At 43.7% G+C, this 21,933-nt stretch carries 10 protein-coding genes; all 10 read left to right on the top strand.

What is annotated here, in order from left to right:
• Window positions 1-170 precede the first annotated feature (170 nt).
• The 10 genes from LN995_RS14190 (at window position 171) to LN995_RS14235 (ending at window position 21,926) form a co-directional block, all read left to right on the top strand.
• A complete protein-coding gene (locus tag LN995_RS14190; RefSeq protein WP_229961745.1) occupies window positions 171-2,936 on the top strand; it encodes a TIM-barrel domain-containing protein in 2,766 nt (921 codons plus the stop codon).
• A 66-nt stretch (window positions 2,937-3,002) separates the two neighbouring features.
• A complete protein-coding gene (locus LN995_RS14195; RefSeq protein ID WP_229961746.1) occupies window positions 3,003-6,068 on the top strand; it encodes a SusC/RagA family TonB-linked outer membrane protein in 3,066 nt (1,021 codons plus the stop codon).
• Between the two features lie 20 nt (window positions 6,069-6,088).
• Window positions 6,089-7,687 (top strand): RagB/SusD family nutrient uptake outer membrane protein, encoded by a 1,599-nt coding sequence (locus tag LN995_RS14200; RefSeq protein ID WP_229961747.1) that lies wholly within the window; start codon window positions 6,089-6,091, stop codon window positions 7,685-7,687.
• 130 nt (window positions 7,688-7,817) lie between these two features.
• Complete coding sequence (locus LN995_RS14205; RefSeq protein WP_229961748.1) at window positions 7,818-9,248, top strand: hypothetical protein; 1,431 nt, start codon at window positions 7,818-7,820, stop codon at window positions 9,246-9,248.
• A gap of 170 nt (window positions 9,249-9,418) precedes the next feature.
• Complete coding sequence (gene galB / locus LN995_RS14210) at window positions 9,419-11,890, top strand: beta-galactosidase GalB (RefSeq protein ID WP_229961749.1); 2,472 nt, start codon at window positions 9,419-9,421, stop codon at window positions 11,888-11,890.
• Between the two features lie 256 nt (window positions 11,891-12,146).
• Window positions 12,147-13,892 carry a family 16 glycoside hydrolase gene (locus LN995_RS14215; protein WP_229961750.1) on the top strand — a complete coding sequence of 582 codons (1,746 nt, stop codon included), beginning with the start codon at window positions 12,147-12,149 and terminating at the stop codon, window positions 13,890-13,892.
• Window positions 13,893-13,912: 20 nt separating this feature from the next.
• A complete protein-coding gene (locus LN995_RS14220; RefSeq protein WP_229961751.1) occupies window positions 13,913-15,889 on the top strand; it encodes a c-type cytochrome in 1,977 nt (658 codons plus the stop codon).
• A gap of 56 nt (window positions 15,890-15,945) precedes the next feature.
• Entirely contained in the window at window positions 15,946-16,716 is a 771-nt protein-coding gene (locus LN995_RS14225) for a 3-keto-disaccharide hydrolase (protein ID WP_229961752.1), read from the top strand.
• A gap of 84 nt (window positions 16,717-16,800) precedes the next feature.
• Window positions 16,801-17,442, top strand: a complete 642-nt coding sequence (locus LN995_RS14230; protein WP_229961753.1) for a GDSL-type esterase/lipase family protein — start codon at window positions 16,801-16,803, stop codon at window positions 17,440-17,442.
• A gap of 1,262 nt (window positions 17,443-18,704) precedes the next feature.
• Window positions 18,705-21,926: a SusC/RagA family TonB-linked outer membrane protein gene (locus tag LN995_RS14235; protein WP_229961754.1), complete on the top strand. Its 3,222-nt coding sequence runs from the start codon at window positions 18,705-18,707 to the stop codon at window positions 21,924-21,926.
• The last annotated feature ends 7 nt before the right edge of the window (window positions 21,927-21,933 follow it).

Consider the following 21,933-nt stretch of genomic DNA (forward strand, 5'->3'; position numbering starts at 1 on the left):
AAACATTTGTTAGTAGTAAGGCAGCCGTCTTTCTCAGAGTTAAGTAAGTTTTATTTTTTATTCACATAATCTAAATGAAAGTAAGAGTCACCCTTTGTTTCTTTCTAACAATTATTCTTTGCTCGTTCAGTAACCCAGCTATAAAAAGTTATCAAAAGCTGGATGATGGAGTGTTAGTAACACTAGAGAAGAAGTCTGAAGGAGATCCGCAGTATGTAAAGCTGAAAGTTGTAGCAGATAATATAGTACAGGTAATCGCTAGCCCTGCAAACGAGTTTAAAGATGCTCAAAGCCTGATGGTATTGGAAGGCAATAAAGCTAATGTGCAGTGGGACCTAAAAGAAAGAGGAAAGTCTCTTGTGTTAAATACAAAAGCGCTGAAAGTAGTAGTAGATGCTAACACAGGAGCCGTTACTTTCTATGACAAAAACGGAAATATTATTGTACAAGAGGAAGACGGTAAACAGCAGGACTTTAGTCCTGTGCAGTTACTGGGCGAGGAGAAGAGCTATAAACTGAATAGAACTTTTAAAGCTGATGATGGCGAAGCGTTTTATGGTTTAGGGCAGCACCAGACAGGGCTCATGAACTACAGGGGTTGGCAGGTAGATCTGACGCAGTATAACTCTGTGGCAGTAGTCCCCTTTCTGGTGTCAAGCAAGAACTATGGTATACTGTGGGACAATAATTCTATCACGAAGTTTGGTGATGTAAGGCCATATCAGGAGCTATCTAAACTAAAGCTTTACACGAAAGACCAGAAGCCCGGCGCGCTTACGGCTACTTATGCTTTTGATCCCAAAGCAGGAAAAGATCCTATCGTGCGCCAGGAAAAAGAGATTAACTATGAGTTTCTGGAACAGCAGGATGATTTTCCGGAAGGTTACACACTGGAGGGTGGCACAGTTACCTGGGAAGGTTACATAGAGAGCGACGAAACAGGAGAGCATCACTTTACGATGCCTGGTTCAGGTTACATAAAAGTATGGATCGACAACGAACTACTGCTGGATAAGTGGCGTGAAGCCTGGAACCCCGGCCAGTCTGTTTTTGCGCAGGATCTGAAGAAAGGGGTAAAGCATCCTTTTAAAATTGAGTGGAACCCGGATGGCGGACAGTCATTTATTGCACTGCGTTACTTGAGCCCGCTAAGCCCGCAAGAGAAGAATACGTTCGCCTTTGCCTCTGAAGCAGGAGATGAAATAAACTATTATTTTGTGTATGGCCAGAACATAGATGAAGTAGTTAGTGGCTATCGCACCTTAACAGGATCAGCTCAAATAATGCCTAAGTGGGCGATGGGCTTCTGGCAAAGCCGCGAGCGCTACAAAACTCAGAAAGAGCTTATGAATACTGTTAAAGAATTTCGTAAGCGACATATCCCACTAGATAACATCGTGCAGGACTGGTCTTACTGGGAAGAGGATCAGTGGGGGAGCCAAGAGTTTGATAAATCCAGGTTTCCTGACCCAGAGGGGATGATCAAAGAGTTGCATGAGAAGTACCATGCACACTTCATGATTTCTACATGGCCTAAATTCTACAAAGGAATTGAGGCTTATAAACGCTTTGATGAAAAAGGCCTACTATACAAGACGAGTATCAACGAAGGCATCAGAGACTGGATCGGTAAAGGGTATGTTTCTACATTCTATGATGCCTTCAATCCGGAAGGAAGAAAGATGTTTTGGAATCTGCTGGATGAGAAGCTATACAAGTTAGGAGTAGATGCCTGGTGGCAGGATGCATCAGAGCCAGATATTCTATCTAACTCCTCTATTGAGCACCGCAAGGCACTAATGAACCCAACTTACTTAGGTTCTGCTGAAAAGTACTTTAATGCCTATGTGCTGATGCATAACAAAGGTATTTATGAAGGACAAAGAAGCACAAACCCAAATGATCGCGTGTTCATTCTTACCCGTTCAGCATTTGCAGGCCTACAGCACTATGGTGCTGCGACCTGGAGTGGAGACATAGCTGCTACTTTCCAGGAAATGGGCCGCCAGATTCCGGCAGGATTGAATTTCTCTATGTCTGGCCTGCCTTACTGGACCACCGATATCGGAGGCTTCTTTGTAGAGAACAAATATGACAGACCAGACCCCAAAGGCGATGCCCTGGAAGAATGGCGAGAATTGGAAACCCGCTGGTATCAGTATGGCACCTTTACACCGCTGTACCGTTCGCATGGCCAGTATCCTTACCGCGAAGTCTTCAACATCGCTCCTGAAGATCATAAAGCTTACCAGTCTATAGTTTACTATAACAAGCTGCGCTACAGACTAATGCCATACATCTACACACTCACAGGGCAGGTGTACCATAACGATTACACCATCATGCGTGCTTTGGTAATGGATTTCGGGCAAGATAAGAACGTGCAAAACATAGGCGATCAGTTTATGTTTGGCCCAAGCCTGTTAGTGAGTCCTGTGTATGAACGCAATGCGACTAAAAGAAAAATGTACCTGCCAGCCGGCACAGGGTGGTACAATCTGTATGAGGGTACTTACCAGCAAGGTGGACAGCACATAGAAGCAGATGCCCCTTATGAAAGAATGCCTCTTTTTGTGAAAGAGGGTTCTATACTTCCTTTTGGACCTGAGATTGAATACACTTCAGAAAAGCCTGCCGATACTATAACACTGTACGTATATGGTGGTAGAGATGCAAGCTTTAATCTCTACGAAGACGAGAATACCAACTATAATTACGAGAAAGGCAAGTACGCTACAATTCCAATAACATATAACGAAGCCTCAAAAAAGCTCACTATCGGTAAGCGTGAGGGGGAATTTGAGGGCATGCTTAAAAACAGAACTTTTAATGTAATATATGTAAATCCAAATAAGCCAAAAGAGTTACAATTCGAATCTAAGCCTGATCAGGTGATCAAGTATGCTGGAAAATCAAAATCGGTGAAGCTGAAATAAACTTATTTCAGCTTCTTAAAATGCTTTAATCCATTTAATAATTAATCGAAAACATTATTTACTCATATGAGGAAGTTATTTCTATTAGCCTGGTTGCTCTACCTGTGTGGAACAGCCTATGCTCAACAAACGGTCAGGGGGCGTGTAACATCTGAGGCAGATGGAACAGGACTACCCGGAGTAAGTATTGCTGTCAAAGGTACATCTACTGGAGGTATAACTGACGTAGAGGGTAATTACACTGTTCAGGCTGCTAATGACGCCGTTCTTGTGGTGTCTTACATCGGTTTTAAAACTCAGGAAGTGCCTGTTAACGGGAGAACGCAAATAAATATAACCTTAGCCACTGATCAGGAAATGCTGGATGAAGTAGTGGTGGTAGGTTACGGTACTCAAAAGAAGAAGCTGGTTACAGGGGCTACTACGCAGGTAGAAGGAGAGGACATCCAGAAGCAAAGCACCACAAACGCTTTACAAGCCTTACAAGGGCAGGCACCGGGTGTGCAGATTTCTTCAACTTCGGGCCAGCCAGGCGAGAGCATGCGCGTACTTATTCGCGGTGTCGGTACTGTAGGAAACGCAAGCCCGCTTTATGTGGTGGATGGTGTATTAACAGACAATATCGATTATCTGAATCCAGCGGATATAGCTTCTATTGATGTGTTGAAAGATGCGGCTTCTGCTGCTATCTACGGTTCGCAGGCGGCCAACGGCGTGGTGCTGATCACGACCAGGCAAGGAAAATCAGGGCAGCCAGCTAAAGTAACGTTTGACACTTACTTTGGTGTTCAGAACCTGGGACGAAAAGTTGACCTGTTGAACTCACAGCAGTATGCTTCTATTATGAATGAGGCGGCAGTAAATTCAGGCAAGCTACCGTATTTTACCAATGATGAAATTGCTGCAATGGGCACAGGTACAGACTGGATAGACGAGATGTTTGTAGACGATGCCGTTACGCAGAATTACTCATTGGGTGCTCAGGGCGGCTCTGAGAACTCTAACTTCTCCGCTTCGCTGTCTTATACTTCTCAGGAAGGTATTGTAGGCGGTAAAGCCTTATCTAACTATGAGCGCTATAACGCCCGCTTAAACTCTGAGCACAAGTTTTACAACGATATCATTACACTTGGAGAACATTTAACCTTTGCTTATATCCAAAGTAACGGCATCGGGGTTGGCAACCAGTACAACAACTCGTTACGTGGAGCTTTTAATACGAGCCCGTTTGTTCCGATGTATGACGAAGAAGGCAACTTCTATGACAACAGCGAATCTAGCTGGTTTACTGGCGAAGCAAACCCTTACGCACTGGCAGTATATAGCAACCAAAACAGGAGAAATAACCAACGGCTGTTAGGTGATGTGTATGTGGTTGTAGAGCCTATCAAGAACCTGCGCTTCAGAACCAGCTTTGGCCTGAACTATGCTGCCGGTGAAAGTCGCTCGTATCTGCCAACGTATCAGTTGTCAATATATGCGCTGAATACTGTGACACGTGCAAGCCAGTCACTTAATAAAGGCTATAATTATAACTGGGATAACTTGTTGAGTTATAACTTTAATCTAAATCAGGATCATGGATTTGAGGTGATGCTGGGTACATCGGCCTATCGCAACAACGGGACAAATATTTATGGTAGCAATACCAACCTGGTGCTCTCAGGTCTGGATTATGCTTGGTTATCAAATGCTACAAACAATGATGGTGGCGCTATTACGCTTACCGGAGGGCCCTATGATCAGGACAGAAGAATGTCTTACTTTGGAAGGTTAAACTATAACTATAAGGAAACTTATTTATTGAATGCTACTTTCCGTGCCGACGGTTCTTCTAGATTCGCGCCAGCCAACCGTTGGGGATACTTCCCGTCTGTTTCTACTGGTTGGGTACTCTCTAATGAGTCTTTTATGGCTAGCACCCAAGACTGGCTAAGCTACTTTAAGCTACGTGCAAGCTGGGGACAGGTGGGTAACCAGAACATCGATTTCTACCAGTACCTGACACTTGTTGAGATTGCGAACACCAACTATACATTCGGAGATGAAGAGGGCGCCCTTACAGCTGGTGCTTATCCTGGCAGATATGGTAACGAGAATGTGAAATGGGAGACTTCAGAACAGACAGACATCGGTTTTGATGCCCGCTTCCTGGATGGTAGACTAAACGCCACTTTCGACTGGTATACTAAAAAAACCAAAGATTGGCTAGTGCGGGCGCCTGTACCAGCAACCGCAGGTGCTGAGCCTCCATTTATCAATGGTGGTAATGTAACTAATAAAGGAATAGAACTGGCGCTTTCATACAGCGACAATATTGGAGACTTTAACTATACATTTGGGGTTAACGGTAGCTATAACAAGAACAGAGTTGGTCAGATTCCTACTGCGGATGGCGTTATACACGGTGATGCCAACCAACTGTTTGATAATTCGGCAGAATTTTACAGAGCCGAGAATGGGCATCCAATCGGTTACTTCTGGGGATTACAGACCAACGGTATTTTTCAGAGTGAGGAAGAGGTTTCTTCTTATAGATCAACAGAAGGAACAGTTATTCAGCCAAATGCTCAGCCAGGCGATTTACGTTATGTTGACCAAAATGGAGACGGTGTAATCAATACGATGGATAATACCGAAATTGGAAATCCAAATCCTGATTATACATTTGGTATTACACTTTCTGGTAATTACAAGGCGTTTGATTTCTCTTTACTTGCTTCCGGTGTAGCCGGAAACCAGATTGTGCAGTCGTACCGCAACCACTCTATTTATGCCAACTATACCACGGCTATTTTAGATCGCTGGCACGGGCCAGGTTCCTCTAACACTATGCCACGGGTAACAGAGGATAACCGTAACTGGACAACCTTTTCTGATCTGTATATCCACGATGGAGACTTCCTGAGAATCAGCAATATTACAGTTGGGTATGATCTTGGTAAACTGATTCAGAAAAATTTTATAAGTCAGTTAAGGGTGTATGCATCAGTTCAAAACCTATATACCTTCACAAAGTACGAAGGCATGGACCCTGAAATCGGCTATACCAACAGTTTTGCTTCAGGTATTGATCTAGGATATTATCCACGGCCAAGAACAGTGATGGTTGGTGCTAACATTAAATTTTAAGTAGACAGCGCGTAGATAACATGAAAAATATAAACAGATATATATTGGTTTTAGGCCTGGCAGCATTAGGAGCCTGTACGGACGATTTTCTTGACGCACAGCCCCAAATACAGGCTACAGAATCCAACTTTTACAAAACACCCCAAGATGCTTATACTGCTTTAGTAGGGTGTTACGACGGCTTGCAAATCATTTGGGCTGACGGAGTAAGCTTTCCTGTAGCTTCGGAAGTGCTCTCTGATAATGCTTATGGCGGCACAGGTGCCTCTGACGATTTTAAATACCAGATGATTGATGAGTTTGACAAGTCTCGTTCGCCGTCAACTCCAAACCTGTATGAGGCAAATTGGGAAGCTTATTACAGAGCGGTTTTCCGTTGTAATACACTGATCAGTAAGATGGATCAAATTGACTGGACAGGTAATGAGGAATTACGGGCTACATACGAGTCAGAAGCCAGGTTCATTCGTGCTTTTCTTTACTTTGATATGGTTAGGTTGTGGGGCAACATTCCTTTGCTTACCGAACCTTCCGTTGAGTACATATCACAGGCTTCTCCTGACTCAGTGTATCAGGTAATTGCGGAAGACCTGAAATTCGCTGCGGATAACCTTCCATCTGTTCCGTATACTGCTCAAACTCCTGCCACTTACGGAAGAGTTACAAAATGGGCGGCTGAAGCTTTATTGGGTCGTGTTTATCTTTACTATACAGGTTATTACAGGAAACCTGACCTGGTAGGTGTTGTAGACAAAGCCCAGACACTTGCTTATGTAGAAGACGTGATCGCGAATGGAGGATTCGGCTTAGTGGAAGACTTCGCTGCTCTGTGGCCTGCGGCTTCCTTAACCGATTATGTTGGTGAGAATAATAAAGAAACAGTGTTTGCCATCAAATACACTTACACGAGCGACTATGAAGGAAACACAGACGGAAACCATTGGTTAGTCTTGTTAGGTATGCGTGAGCAGGCTATTTACCCATACGGTAATGGTTGGGGAGGAGGTACTGTAACTCCTGACCTTTGGAACGCCTACAGCGAGAACGATACACGCAGAACAGCCTCCATAATCTCAATAGATGACGAAGATCTTGATTTTACCAGTCAAAGCAGGCAGCGGGAATATACGGGGTATTATAACAAAAAATATACTCCTATAGTGAATGAAGAGGGTAAGCCCATAGTTGTAGTTGATGAGCTTGGTATTCAAAGCTTCCAGATTAGCCAATACCAGGATTTTATATCGATACGCTATGCCGATGTGTTGTTGATGGCCGCAGAATTAGGTAGCCCGAATGCACAAACATACTTCGATGCTGTGAGAAGACGCGCTTATAAGGATAATTTTGCTTCGATACCGGTAACAATGGACAACCTTATGAAGGAGCGTCGGTTAGAGTTGGCATTTGAAGGTATCCGTTATTGGGACCTGCTCCGCCAGGGAGTTAGCGTTGCTGCTTCAGCAATCGCTGAGACAACCACCGTTTTAAATGCCGGTACTGCTACTACCAAAACAATATCGGCTAGCAATATTGAGCAAACCAACGGTTTACAGCAGATACCTGTTAATCAAATTAACTTGTCTAACGGTACCCTGCAGCAAAACCCAGGCTGGTAACTATAACTTAAGCAGTATGAGATCTTCCATCTGATAAAACAAGCTGAGTGTGTTGCTCTTTTTTATCGGAAGAGCATCAACTTTGTTTTACACATGGAAGCTTCCATCTGATCAATAAAAACATAAACAGATGAAAAATTTTAAACTTCTATTTTATCTTCTGCTTGCCCCTGTGCTTTTTATGGCATCGTGTCAGGATGATGATTATGAATTGGGCAGAATGCTCGATCGGTCCGAAATCCATTACAAAGTAGTGCAGGACTATGAGACTGACCCAGGAGGGAACACAGTCATCATGATCAATGAAACTCCGGGAACCGTATCTATGTGGGATTATGGTACTGGCCGTTCTACTCGCACTATAGATACCGTTCATTTTGCTTTCCAAGGTGAGTATGTAATCAAGTTCTCGGCCATGACAGCTGGTGGTGTAGTAGAAATGGACCCTGTTACCATTCAGGTAACAGAAGATAACCTGAATTATGTAAACGACCCTCTGTGGATTGCTCTAACAGGTGGCCCTGGCAATGAAAAGGACTGGGTACTAGATACCGAAGGAAAGTATTTCTCTGGTCCTATCTCCTTCTATGGCGTTGATAACGGCTGGTTGGCCGGAGGTGAGTCTTGGGCCGATGGTGCTGAAGAAACCGGATGTTATGGAAGCGATTGCTGGACCTGGGCGCCTGGACTTTCCGATATATATCCAAATATAATGGCTGAGGGTGACTATGGCGTTATGACCTTTAACCTAATAGGAGGCCCTAACTTTAGTGCCACAAAACCAATGGAGGGAGGGATTACACAGACAGGAACTTACTCGCTTAACGTAAACGAAAAAACACTGACGATAAATGATGCTTCTATCCTGCGGGGCTACAAGCCTAGTAAAAACGGTATTAGCGGCATAAGCGACTGGACCAACTATACTGTTCTTGCTCTGGATGAGAATATCTTACGGCTTGGAGTAATACGCGACAAGGATGTAGACGGTGAAGGACCCGCTATGTTGGTATATAACTTCATATCAAAAGAGTACTCTGATAATTGGGTGCCTTCAGGTCCTGCCCCTGATGATGAAGGCTTTGACCCGGAGTTTGCACCTGGCGAATTGTTGACAATGCTGGCTGGCGGACCTTCTTCTGGTCGTGTGTGGCAATTAGATGCAGCCGGCAATCCGGTAGATTGGATAGCTGGAGGTAATGGCTGGACAACCTCCAGCGATGATTCCAGAGACTGGGGATGGAACGATTCCTGGGATGAAGTAGCTGAGAGTTCCTGGATACGTTTCGACCGATTTGGAGGAACCCAGAATTATACGCGCTCACAGAACGGGGTAACCACTACTGGTACTTTCACCATCAATGAAGAGGAAAATACCATTGTGCTAGGCGGTAACAATACTTTAATTCAAAACCAAAATAGCAGTTTAAGCCCAACAACCAGCACAATAAAAGTAGTAAAGGCCTTCCCTGGAGAGTATGAAAACAAAGGCATCTGGTTTGGTACAAGCTATGATGAAGCAAAAGACGAATGGTTCGCATTTCATTATATAATTCCATAAGTGCACTTTAATACTAACCAACACGAACAACTCCAAAGTAGTAGAGTTGTTCGTGTTGGTTTTTCTATTCCACTTTACTATAAAAGATTAAACTGATATAAGTGCCAAATATCAGACGTTGTCAAAGTTCATCAATCACAATACCTGGGCCATAGCAGCCTGCTTAAAAAATGCACAAAACGTTTAACAGAGCCACCATAAATATGTGCAGGTTTACACTTGTACTTGTAGCTGTTTTAGGCATGTACGCCTGCAAATCCACAATAAGCTTTTCGGCAGATGAGTCGGAGATGCAGATAAGAAAAAGAACAGATTTTACCAAAGACTGGTCTTTTCACCTTGGAGACCAGCAAAATGCTCAGGCAGCTAATTTCGATGATTCGCAATGGCGTAAGCTAAACCTGCCGCACGATTGGAGTGTAGAAGGAGAGTTCAGCAAAGACAACCCTGCCGGTACAGGCGGAGGTGCTTTGCCAGGAGGTATCGGCTGGTACAGGAAATCATTTGTCGTTAGTGAAGAAGATAAAGGAAAGTTGTTCTTTATCGACTTCGACGGCGTATATACCAACAGTGAGGTGTGGGTTAACGGCCAGTATCTGGGAAAGCGGCCTAATGGCTACATCTCCTTTCGTTATGACTTAACTCCTTACCTTAACTATGGTGACCAAGAAAATGTGATAGCGGTTAAGGTAGATAACTCGCAGCAGCCTAACTCCCGCTGGTACTCTGGCTCTGGTATTTACCGCAATGTGTGGATGGTGAAGACAAACCCAGTGCACGTAGCGCATTTGGGTACTTTTGTTACCACTCCTGAAGTAAACGAGCAAATAGCAAGAATAGCTATCAAGACTAAGATTGATGGTAAAGCAACGCAAAAGGATGGCTATGCTCTAAGCTCTGTTATTTATGATGCGGATAACAGGGAAGTAGCTCGTGTTACGTCTGACAACCTACAGCTAAATGCAGAAACCAATGAGTTTGATCAGAACCTAACGGTGGAAAACCCTCGGCTTTGGTCAGTGGAAGAGCCATACTTATACAAAGTAGTCACACTGGTAGAGCAGGATGGTGAAGTGGTGGATAACTTCGAGACACCATTGGGGATCCGCTATTTTAACTTTGATGTAGAGAGAGGCTTTTCATTGAACGGAAAGCAAATGAAAATATTAGGTGTCTGTAATCACCACGACCTTGGGGCTTTAGGTGCAGCCATTAATACCCGTGCATTAGAGCGCCAACTGGAGATAATGAAAGGCATGGGAGTAAACGGCATCCGTACCTCACATAACCCGCCAGCACCGGAACTGCTGGAGCTATGCGATAAAATGGGTTTTATTGTGATGGATGAAATGTTTGATATGTGGAAGAAGGAGAAGAGCAAGTACGACTATAGCCATGTGTGGGATGAGTGGCACAAGCAGGATCTGCAGGATTTTATCCGGCGCGACCGTAACCACCCAAGCGTATTTATCTGGAGTATTGGCAATGAGATTCCAGAGCAGGGAGACAGTACGGGCACGCTTATAGCCACAGAGTTGGCGCATATTGTAAAGAACCTTGATAAAACCAGGCCTATCACAGCTGGCTTAAATGAGCCCTACCCGCACAACACCATCTATAAATCTGGTGAGCTGGATTTGGTTGGTTTCAACTACCACCATCAGGACTTTGAGAAGTTTCCGGAGACTTTCCCTGGAGAAAAATTTATCGCAACGGAAACAACCTCTGCCCTGGCAACCCGTGGCAGCTACGATATGCCTTCCGACAGCATCCGCCGCTGGCCTTATAAATGGGACGAGCCGTTTACAGATGGTAACGAAGACTTGACCGTTTCAGCTTATGATAACGTAAGCGCGCCGTGGGGCTCCACGCACGAAGAAACCTGGAAAGTAATGAAGAAGCACGACTTCTTGTCGGGCATGTTTATCTGGACAGGTTTTGACTATATCGGTGAGCCGACGCCTTATGGATGGCCTGCCCGTAGCTCCTACTTTGGTGTAGTAGACTTGGCAGGTTTCCCGAAAGACTCTTACTACATGTACAAGAGCGAGTGGACAAACGAAACTGTGCTGCACGTGTTCCCGCACTGGAACTGGAAGCCAGGCAAGTTAGTAGATGTTTGGGCTTATTATAACAATGCCGATGAGGTAGAACTATTCCTGAACGGTAAGGCTTTAGGCACGAAAAAGAAGGAAGGCGATGACCTGCACGTGATGTGGCGCATACCTTTTCAGCCAGGCACACTTAGAGCCGTTTCCAGAAAAGATGGCAAAGAAGTGCTGACGAAGGAGGTGAAAACTGCTGGTGCTCCTGCTAAAATTATGCTGAAAGCTGATCGCGAAAACATTAAAGCTGACGGCAAAGACCTTTCTTTTGTAACAGTAAAAATTTTAGATAAAGATGGAAATATAGTGCCAGGGGCCGACAATATGGTTAACTTTAAGATAGCAGGCAATGCCTTTATTGCGGGCGTGGACAATGGCCTGCAGACAAGTATGGAGCCTTTCAAGGCGAGCCAACGATCTGCTTTCCATGGCTTGGCCCTGGCTATACTTCAGGCAAAGGAAGAAGCAGGCGAGGTAACGCTAACGGCTACTTCTGATGGATTGGAGCCTGCCTCCGTTATCATCAATATAGAATAGCAAAAGCTGCGGTGGCTTTCAAAACTACAGCCCTTCATCATTGCGTGGGAAATAAAGGATAATAATGAAGAACTATTAGCATTTAGAGTTGCGGAGTAATTCTGATTTGAGAAGCCTGTTTAAATATGTTGCTACATCACTTTATTGTATAAGAAAAGAAATGTTGAACTTTTGGTTTTTATCCTTGAAAAAAGTAGGGGCAGCTTGCGCTCTTTTAGTTTGTGTGACCCTGGCGCCACCAGCAAGTAGCCAGGTTATGTCAATCAATCTGAATGATCTTTCTTCTTTCCAAAGCCCCGGAAAAAGCTGGCAAATAGCAGGAGACGTAACAGTTGATCTTGATAAGCCAAATAAGCTGAATGTAAGTGAGGGAACAGGTATTCTTGTCAACATCCCGACCAAAAAGAATAAAGGCAAGGATCTCTTTACAGATATTGAACATGGTGATGTAGACTTGGAGCTTGATTATATGATGGCTAAAGGTTCTAATTCAGGTATCTATCTGCAAGGGCGTTATGAGTTACAATTGGCCGATAATTGGGGAGCAACGGGTGTTTCAGCAAGCAGTAATGGTGGCGTGTATGAGCGTTGGGATGAGAGCCGTCCGAAGGGGCAGCAGGGCTATCAGGGGTATGCACCGCGCCAAAATGCAGGACGTGCCCCGGGCCTGTGGCAACACCTGAAAATTTCTTTTCAGGCACCACGCTTCGATGCCAGTGGTAACAAAACAGAGAATGCCAAGCTACTACGTGTAGAACTCAATGGTGTGGCAATACACGAGAACATAGAACTTTTCGGCCCTACACGCGGTGCCACTAGTAACGAAGAAAAAGCAATGGGTCCGCTGCGCCTGCAAGGCGACCACGGCGCAGTAGCTTTTCGCAATATCAAAGTAACTCACTACAACAAACCTCGTCCAGAGCTTAAGAATATCTCTTATATAGTGTACGGAGGCAGATATGAGCAGGAACCACAGTACGATAGCATACCTCCAGAGGCGGAAGGAACATCTGGTATTCTGACATCAAACTTAAATACTACGGCAAGGCGATTCCTGATTCGGTACACAGGCACATTGGTTGTTAAAGAAGCAGGTGAGTATACTTTTAATGTGGAAACCCCTGGAGGTTCGGGTCTGGTAAGAGTTAACAAGCAGGAGGTAGTACCTATGCGTGCCTGGAACGGGAAAGGGACCGTAGCATTGCCCGCCGGTGAAGTTCCATTCGAGCTACTGTATGCCAAGTACATGGACTGGGCTCAGCCTGCTTTAGCTTTGCGGGTGTCTGGTCCTGCGTTGCGGGAGTTCCTGATTAGCGATAAAGAGGTTGGCCTGGCAGATGTAGTAGATCCTATTATAGTAGATGCCCAGGAAAGGCCAATTCTGCGGAGCTTTATAGATTTACCGGGCGACCAGCGCGTGACGCATGCTATATCGGTGGGCAGTCCTGCAGAGTTACATTACACATACGACATGGATCATGGTACTATTGTGCAGCTATGGCGAGGAGGGTTTTTAGATGCAACGCCTATGTGGCATGAGCGTGGCGACGGATCCTCGCGTGCACTAGGCTCTGTGCAGTATTTCGGAAAGCCAGCATTAACCGTAGCTAAACTTGCCTCCGAGCAGGAGGCTTGGACAACAGACACTACAGGAAGTGCTTATCACCCTAAAAGTTATAAATTAAATAAGAAGTCGGAGCCTACTTTCAGCTATGAGGTAAATGGAGCTATTGTTATGGATGCGATTAATGTTATTGAAAACGGCCAGGGGCTACGACGGGAATTAATCGTTCAAAATCCTTCGGCTAATTTATATGTGCGTTTAGTAGAGGGGAACAAGATTGAAGAAGCAGGAAAAGGCATGTATCTGATAGATGATAAATCTTACTATGTGCGTGTGGAGGATACAGCAGGGGCAAAACCAGTGGTGCGTAACGTGGCAGGTCACCAGGAACTGATTGTACCTGTACGTGAGAAGCTAACTTATTCTATTCTTTTCTAACATTAAGAGGGTTTTTACACATGAAGAATATAGGTAAAAAATTTGTGCTGAATGTTATGCTCATGGCAGCATTGGTAGCGGGCATTGGTACAACCTTAAAGGCGCAGGAGTCGCCTATGGAGGAAGACTTCTTTAAAATAATGCGTATAAGCTCTCCAGAGGGTACTTTACTGGAAGTGGGGGGGTTGGTTGTTTTGCCAAATGGTGATTTAGGAATAGCAACACGCAGAGGCGACATTTTTATAGCAGAGAACCCAACCAGTGCCCGTCCGTTTTTTCGGAAGTTTGCCTCAGGCTTGCATGAAGTATTAGGTCTGGCTTATAAAGATGGTGCCTTATATTGTGCGCAAAGAGGGGAGCTTACGAAACTGACTGACACAGATAATGACGGCAAAGCTGATCTGTTCGAAACCGTTTATGCCTGGCCTCTGTCGGGTAACTATCACGAGTACAGTTTTGGTCCTAAACTAGCTCCTGACGGATCTTTCTTTGTGTCGACTAACCTAGGTTTTCCGAACCCGTGGTGGCATGCTAAGAGCCTGGCTCCCTGGCGGGGCTGGATGTTGCATATAACCGAAGATGGTAAAATGGAACCTTGGGCAACAGGTATGCGATCGCCAGCTGGCTTGGGTATGGTTGATGGGGAACTATTCTATGCTGAAAACCAAGGCGATTGGGTTGGCTCAGGTGGTATTTGGCATGTGAAGAAAGGTTCTTTTACTGTTCACCCTGGTGGCCTGCGCTGGACCAGTTCTCCTGAGTCACCTGTAAAACTAACGCAGGAGCAGGTGTTTGCTAAAATGGATTCTCGTAATGAGGTCGATGAAAGAGGGGAGCCCGTAAAGCCTGAGAACAGGCAGAACGAGGAGTTTGTCACGATGTTCGACATGAAGAAGCAGTTCCCGGAGCTACAATTGCCGGCTGTCTGGCTGCCACATGGTATCTATGGCATCTCTAATTCTGAGATAATTAAGATTCCGGAAGGAAACTTTGGCCCTTTTGAAGGACAACTGCTGGTAGGGGACCAGGGGCAGAGCAAAATAATGCGTGTGGTGCTGGAAAAAGTAAACGGGGAATACCAGGGCGTGGCTTTTGATTTCCGTAGTGGGTTTCAGTCGGGTGTGTTAAGAATGGATTGGGCAAAAGATGGCTCCTTATTTATAGGTGAAACAAACCGGGGTTGGGGCTCTGCTGGTGAGGCCAACGAAGGCTTACAGCGCCTGGTATGGAACAATAAGGTTCCATTTGAGATGAGAACAGTGCGTGCCATGCCTGATGGTTTTGAAGTTGAGTTTACGGCGCCTGTAGATAAAAAGTCAGCAGAGGATGTAGCCTCTTATGCTGTAGAAAGCTTCATCTATAAGTACCATGCTGTATACGGTAGCCCAACAGTTAACCAGAAACAATTGCCGGTAAAGGGGGTAAAGCTGTCTGATGATGGTATGAAAGCACGAATTGTAGTAGATGGCTTGCGCGAAGGCTATATTCATTTACTGAAGTTAGATGGTGTGCGGGCTAAGGAAAATTACTATACACTGGTACATCCATTTGGTTATTACACGTTAAATAGCATTCCTGATGGTGAAAAGCTGGCATTGACAGAGATAAGTACCCGAAACTCAGCTGAGGAGGCTAAGCGAAGAGCCGCCGCCGCAAAGGCTACAAAAAAGACTGTTGCAAAAGCTTCAACAAAAGCAGCCTCTAAAAAAGTATCTGCTAAGACTGCTCCAGTTAAAGAAGCTTTAACCTTTGATGATGTGAAACCATTGTTGGCTAAAAACACGTGTCTAGCTTGCCACAATGCAGATAAAAAACAGGTAGGGCCAGCTTTTAAAGACGTTGCGAAGCGTAAGTATACCAATAGCCAGATTGTAGAGCTGATACATACTCCTAAGCCTGATAACTGGCCAGGGTATGCTACGCCTATGCCGCCAATGCCCCAGGTGCCCAAAGATGAGGCGCTTAAAATTGCCGCCTGGATCAACACATTAAACTAGGACAAAGGAAAGTTAACGGTTAACCCTTATATTCAAAGATAAACGCACAGACAAACATGAACACAAGTTTCTTTACTACAGGAAAAACTGCAGTAGTAGCGATAGCCTTTAGTTTTTTAGCCTACACCAATGCTCAGGCACAAGAGGTGCCTACTCCTCCTAAAATGGTGCCTGAAATGACAGAGTTCTGGGAACCGGAGCCACGTGTAGTTACCCCAGGCAATAACAATTCTGCACCTTCTGATGCAATAGTGCTTTTCGATGGCAAAGATCTGTCGCAATGGAAAGCCAAAAGTGGAGGTGGAGATGCAAAGTGGCAGGTAAAGAACGGTGAGTTTACTGTTGGAAAAGGTGATATTTCAACAAAACGTAATTTTGAAGACTTTCAGTTGCATATAGAATGGAGTGCGCCAGACCAGGTACAAAGTTCCAGCCAGGGCAGAGGCAACAGCGGCATTTTTTTGCAGGACCGCTACGAGGTGCAGGTGTTGGATTCTTACAACAACCGCACGTACTCCAATGGTCAGGCGGGGAGTATATACAAGCAGCATCGGCCGCTGGTTAATGCTACACGTAAACCAACTGAGTGGAACGTATATGACATTATTTATACTGCTCCTCGTTTTAAAGAAGATGGCGCTGTGTTTTCACCTGCTCGTGTAACGGTACTGCATAATGGTGTGTTGGTGCAAAACGATGTAGAAGTGAAAGGACCGACGGAATACATAGGTCTGCCAGAATACAAAAAGCATGGTAAAGCACCTATTACGTTACAGGACCATGGCAACCCAGTTGCTTACCGCAATATCTGGATCAGAGAATTATAGTATAGTCTCCATTTGGACTAAATTGTCATTACTATCATCAAAAAAATGAGAAAGGCAGTTCTGAATTTCATAACCTTTAGTATAATGCTGTTATTATCTGTAGGGGCACAGGCGCAGTATAAAGTAAAAGTAGCTTGTGTGGGAAATAGTATAACAGAGGGAGCAGGGCTAAAAACAACTTATCCGCAGGCACTACAGGAACTGTTGGGAGAGGAGTATGAGGTACGTAACTATGGCATTGGAGGAAGAACACTACTAAAGAAAGGCGATTATCCGTATTGGATCGAAGCCAAGTACACAGAAGTGTTGAACTGGAATCCGGATGTAGTCATCATCAAGTTAGGGACAAACGATACAAAGCCACAGAACTGGAAGTATAAGGAAAACTTTGTTGAAGATTACGTGGCGTTAGTTAAGTCTTTTAAAAACTTGCCTTCCAAACCAAAGGTTTATATCTGTAAACCTCTTCCTGTTTTCGAAGATAAATGGGGGATAACAGAGCGTATAGTGAAAGAGGAGATTTTACCTGCAATTAATAAAATTGCCCGAAAGACAAAGGTAGAGACAATAGACCTCTATACTCCTTTCCTGGGTAAAGCTGCTCTTACTTATGATGGTGTCCATCCAAACGAGGAAGGAGCCGCTTTATTAGCCAAGGAAGTAAATGAGGCTTTGATAACATTTAAAGAAGCAAAAGCTAAAAAAGTTTTAAGTAAAAAGCAGTAATCTGAGTTTTAAATACTCTTTCCAAAGCCCTGATGAAATTTATCAGTTAGTTTCTCTATAACTTGTAGTATCTGTCTTGAAGACAGAGGTGCTGAAACTAGCTATAAAACGCTCCACGGTAAGCAGCGCTAGTACAACTATAAAGGTACTGAAGACGGGTATTAATTTCCAGGTTGGCAACGATTGGGATATCTTCCAGTATCATTTCCCTGGAACACTGATGATGTTAAAAAGATATCAGAGGAAGTGACAAGCTTTAACGTTTCACTTTTATAAAGGCAAGTTTAAGAGGGCGGTCTAATAGCTGAAGCTTCAGTAAATAAACAGTCAAACTAGGTGCAAAAAAGAGTTGCCTTACTACTCTTAATATTAAGGCCAAATGGAGAATTTATTATGACGTTCAGGTAATACTAATAGTATGTTTACTTAACAGAGACCTTGCCTGAATTTCCAGGCAAGGTCTCTGTTTTAATGTTATGGTGTCAATAATCATTGGAAAGCTCTGGTTATATTATTCTCACATTTATAAAGAAATTTAGTGATATTAGCAGCTTAAAACCTTTCACAGCTTCTAATTTCTTTGACTCTTAGCTCTTTTTGAGCATGTTCTTAAGCTGTTAACATTTTGTGCCTGCATTTGAAACATTTGATGCCCTACAGTGCAGGGTACTATTCTTAACTTTAATGTACTAACATTCGTTAGATGGTGCTCAGTATAGTATTATATTGTTAAAGTCAATTACAAACATGATATAATACTAATAGATCAAATATCAGAACAAATCTTACAATCACTTGTTAGTTTGTAGGTTGATCCATTAATTAGAATTAAGTTTATTGATAGAGGGAATGTTAGAAATTAAAAGATATAGCCAGGGGAAATCTATAATAAACAAAGCACCAGAGAACGGCCTGCTATATGGACCTCTCCCTCTCACTTTGGCTACCGTTACCAGAAGGTAACTGCCTGATATAAAAGCGAAACATTTATCTTATTAAAAGATGTTGCTTTAACATAAGGTGTACCCAATACTAGTAAGCATTTTGGAAGAATATCTAAAGATAGTTTTAACGCTGTTGGTCTACCTTAAGAAGTAAATGTACAAGAGAGCAAAGAATAATTTAAAGTGCCAAACCTAGTATTAACCAATTAAAAATTAAAAAAATGAATGGAAACAGTATAAGAAGCTAAACTTATTTGTACTAACTGTCATTTGTTAGAATAATAATAAATTTATTTAAATTTTACCAAAACAAAGTTTATGATGAAAAACATGTACGCATTAAGGGAATATTTGACAAGTATTCCTGTAAGTAAACACTTAAGCGGATGGAAAGTAGCCCTCATGCTGTTGGCTATTTTGCTTTTGCAAGGGGTTTGTAGCTTTGCCCAATCAACACAGCCAATAAATGGTAGAGTAGTTTCATCGGAAAATAACCAGGGGTTGCCGGGTGTAAGTATAGGTGTTAAAGGAACTGCGAATGGTGCTATCACAGATGCTGAAGGTAATTTTACCCTTCAGGCTGCCAGCGATGCAGTGCTTGTTGTGTCTTACATAGGTTTTACAGCACAGGAAGTACCTGTAAGAGGGAGATCTAACATCACCGTTAGTTTAACTCCGGATCAGAAGGTGCTGGATGAAGTGGTTGTAACTGGCTATGGTGAGCTTAGACGCAGCGACATCACAGGAGCTCAGACAACTATTGGTGCTGAGCAAATTGAGAAAACAGTTAACACTACTATTGAACAGGCAATTCAAGGCCGTGCCGCTGGTGTGTATGTTACACAGAACACAGGTGCACCAGGTGGCGGTATCTCTGTTAATATTAGAGGTGTAAACTCCATCAACGGAAGCAACGAACCGCTTTATGTAATAGATGGCGTGCAGATTGAAGGATCAAACTCTGCCACTGGCTCTAACCCTTTGGCTACGCTGAATCCATCTGACATTGAAAGTATGGAGGTTTTGCAAGGCCCATCTGCTACAGCAGTTTATGGTTCAAGAGGTACAAATGGGGTTGTGTTAATTACTACTAAGCGTGGTAAAGCAGGGGAAACACGTATAAACTATTCTTTCATGTATAGTTTACAAATGCCTCCGAATGAGCTTGAAGTGATGAACTTGCGCCAATACGCTCAAATGGATAATGAATATAAGTCTATTGCAGGCGGAACAGTTCGTGAAGAGTTTTTAGACCCTTCTATATTAGGTGAAGGAACTAATTGGCAGGATGAGCTATTTAAAAGTGCCCCTATGCAAAAGCATCAGCTAAGCGTAAGCGGCGGTAGCGAAAAAACAACTTACTACTTATCAGGTGAGTACCTGGACCAGGAGGGTATTGCCATAGGTTCAGGGTTCGATCGTTATTCAGTGAGGTTAAATTTAGACAGTAAGGTAAAGAAATGGCTCACTATCAACGGTAACTTTAACTACGCTCAAACCAATGAGCAGTTGTCTACCACACAATCAAACATTATATCAACGGCAATTCAATTGCCTCCTCACATTCCGGTAAGAAACATTAATGGTTCTTATGGTGGCGGTACCGTAACATCTGACAACACAGCAGAGCAGTTCACGCCGCCAAACCCAATTGGGCTTGCCAATATTACTACAAATGACCTAACCAGAAGGCAGGTTTTAGGAGGGATAAAATTAGGTTTCCATATAATAGAAGGGCTGGATTTTAATACATCCTTGAACGGCAATGTAAATTACTCTAACTCTACTTATTTCCTTCCAACATACCAGTTCGGTTATCAGCGAAATGAGACAGCAACACTGAACAACACCAATGGTATAAACACCTACTTAAACTGGAACCAAATGCTTCAGTACCAGAAGCAGTTCGGAAAGCACAGCCTTAATGTTATGGCATCGCATGAGTCGCAGGAATCTACCTGGAAGAACTTATACGGTGAAAGACGTGGCTTCCAAACAAATGACATACTTGATCTGAATGCAGGTGATGTGCTAACAAGTGTAGCTAACGGTGGTCAAGGTGATTGGGCAATGGAGTCTTATCTGGGTCGTGTTAACTATAACTATGGTGATCGTTACATTCTTCAGGCTGCTTTTCGTGCAGATGGTTCTGTAAACTTCGGACCTGAGAACAGATGGGGATATTTCCCTTCCGTATCGGCTGCCTGGAGATTGTCTGAGGAGGATTTCTTTAATGTTACCTTTGTTAGTGACTTAAGATTAAGATACGAAATTGGCCTTACAGGGTCACAAGGCCAAGGTGGGGCTATTTATGGAACGCTTTCTCCTGGTCCAACACCTTGGGGCACAGGCTTCTTACCAAACAGATACCCTAACCCAGAGTATCAGTGGGAGGAGACGAAAACAAATAACGTTGGTATAAACCTTGGCTTGTTCGAAAACAGAGTTCAGATAGAAGCTGATTACTATATTAAGGATACAGATAACCTGATTCTGCAAAGTACATTGCCTTGGTACATGGGTACTAACGGAAGTGGCTCTATAGCACCTCCTACTGTAAACGTTGGTTCTCTGCAAAACAAAGGATGGAGCATTACCCTAAACACTATCAACATTGATAATGGTAGCTTTACATGGGGATCTAACTTTAACATCTCCCATTTCAAAACTGAATTGACGGCCCTTACTTCTGAAAACAGTTTGTTAAACCGTACAACAAGAGAGTGGAATGAATGGACACAGCGCTCTATTGTAGGGCAAGCTCCATGGTTATTCTATGGGTATATAGAAGAAGGCATATTCCAGTCAGTAGAAGAACTGCAAGAAAGTGCCTTGCCAGCCGATAACAATGGTAATGAGTATGCTATTGCTGAAAACAGCATTTGGGTTGGGGATGTGAAATATAAGGATGTAAATGGCGATGGCATTATCAACGGTGATGATCAGACGTTTATAGGTAACCCATGGCCAAAATACTATGCAGGTTTCACCAACAACTTCTCTTACAAAGGATTCGATTTAAGTGTTCTGATTACAAGTACCATCGGAAATGATATCTACAACTATCTCCGCCGGGAAAACACGAATCCAAATAACATCAACCTGGGCAGGAACTTGTTTGTAGATGCATTCAACTATGCTGATGTAGCTTACAGAGACGACGACCCTGACCATCTGGACCCTTACCTGACAAACCCAGGTACCAATGTGGCCAGAATGTCTGGAGGTAATAAGAACAGCAACTTTGAACGCCACACAGACAAATTTGTTGAAGATGGCTCTTTTGTAAGGCTTAAAAACATAACCTTAAGCTACAACCTATCGCCTTCAATGCTGTCTAAGCTGCGCTACATTAAAGGGGCCAGAATTGGTGTAAGCGCCCAGAACGTAGCCACCATTACTGGTTACTCAGGATATGATCCGGAAGTTGGCTCTCACGTTGGTGGCCTTGAAAACCCTAACTCTGCAGCCATAGGAGTAGATTATGGCCGCTACCCGTTAACACCTGTTTACTCTGTTAACATTGGGATTGATTTTTAATTTAACA

The organism is Pontibacter silvestris, assembly GCF_020907275.1.
Lineage (GTDB): Bacteria > Bacteroidota > Bacteroidia > Cytophagales > Hymenobacteraceae > Pontibacter > Pontibacter silvestris.

Excerpts from the sequence above, each read along its gene's own strand:
- LN995_RS14215 (WP_229961750.1), top strand. The coding sequence starts at position 12,147 with ATGTCAATCAATCTGAATGATCTTTCTTCTTTCCAAAGCCCCGGAAAA.
- LN995_RS14220 (WP_229961751.1), top strand. The coding sequence starts at position 13,913 with ATGAAGAATATAGGTAAAAAATTTGTGCTGAATGTTATGCTCATGGCA.
- LN995_RS14205 (WP_229961748.1), top strand. The coding sequence starts at position 7,818 with ATGAAAAATTTTAAACTTCTATTTTATCTTCTGCTTGCCCCTGTGCTT.
- LN995_RS14235 (WP_229961754.1), top strand. The coding sequence starts at position 18,705 with ATGATGAAAAACATGTACGCATTAAGGGAATATTTGACAAGTATTCCT.
- LN995_RS14225 (WP_229961752.1), top strand. The coding sequence starts at position 15,946 with ATGAACACAAGTTTCTTTACTACAGGAAAAACTGCAGTAGTAGCGATA.
- galB (WP_229961749.1), top strand. The coding sequence starts at position 9,419 with ATGCACAAAACGTTTAACAGAGCCACCATAAATATGTGCAGGTTTACA.
- LN995_RS14200 (WP_229961747.1), top strand. The coding sequence starts at position 6,089 with ATGAAAAATATAAACAGATATATATTGGTTTTAGGCCTGGCAGCATTA.
- LN995_RS14195 (WP_229961746.1), top strand. The coding sequence starts at position 3,003 with ATGAGGAAGTTATTTCTATTAGCCTGGTTGCTCTACCTGTGTGGAACA.
- LN995_RS14230 (WP_229961753.1), top strand. The coding sequence starts at position 16,801 with ATGCTGTTATTATCTGTAGGGGCACAGGCGCAGTATAAAGTAAAAGTA.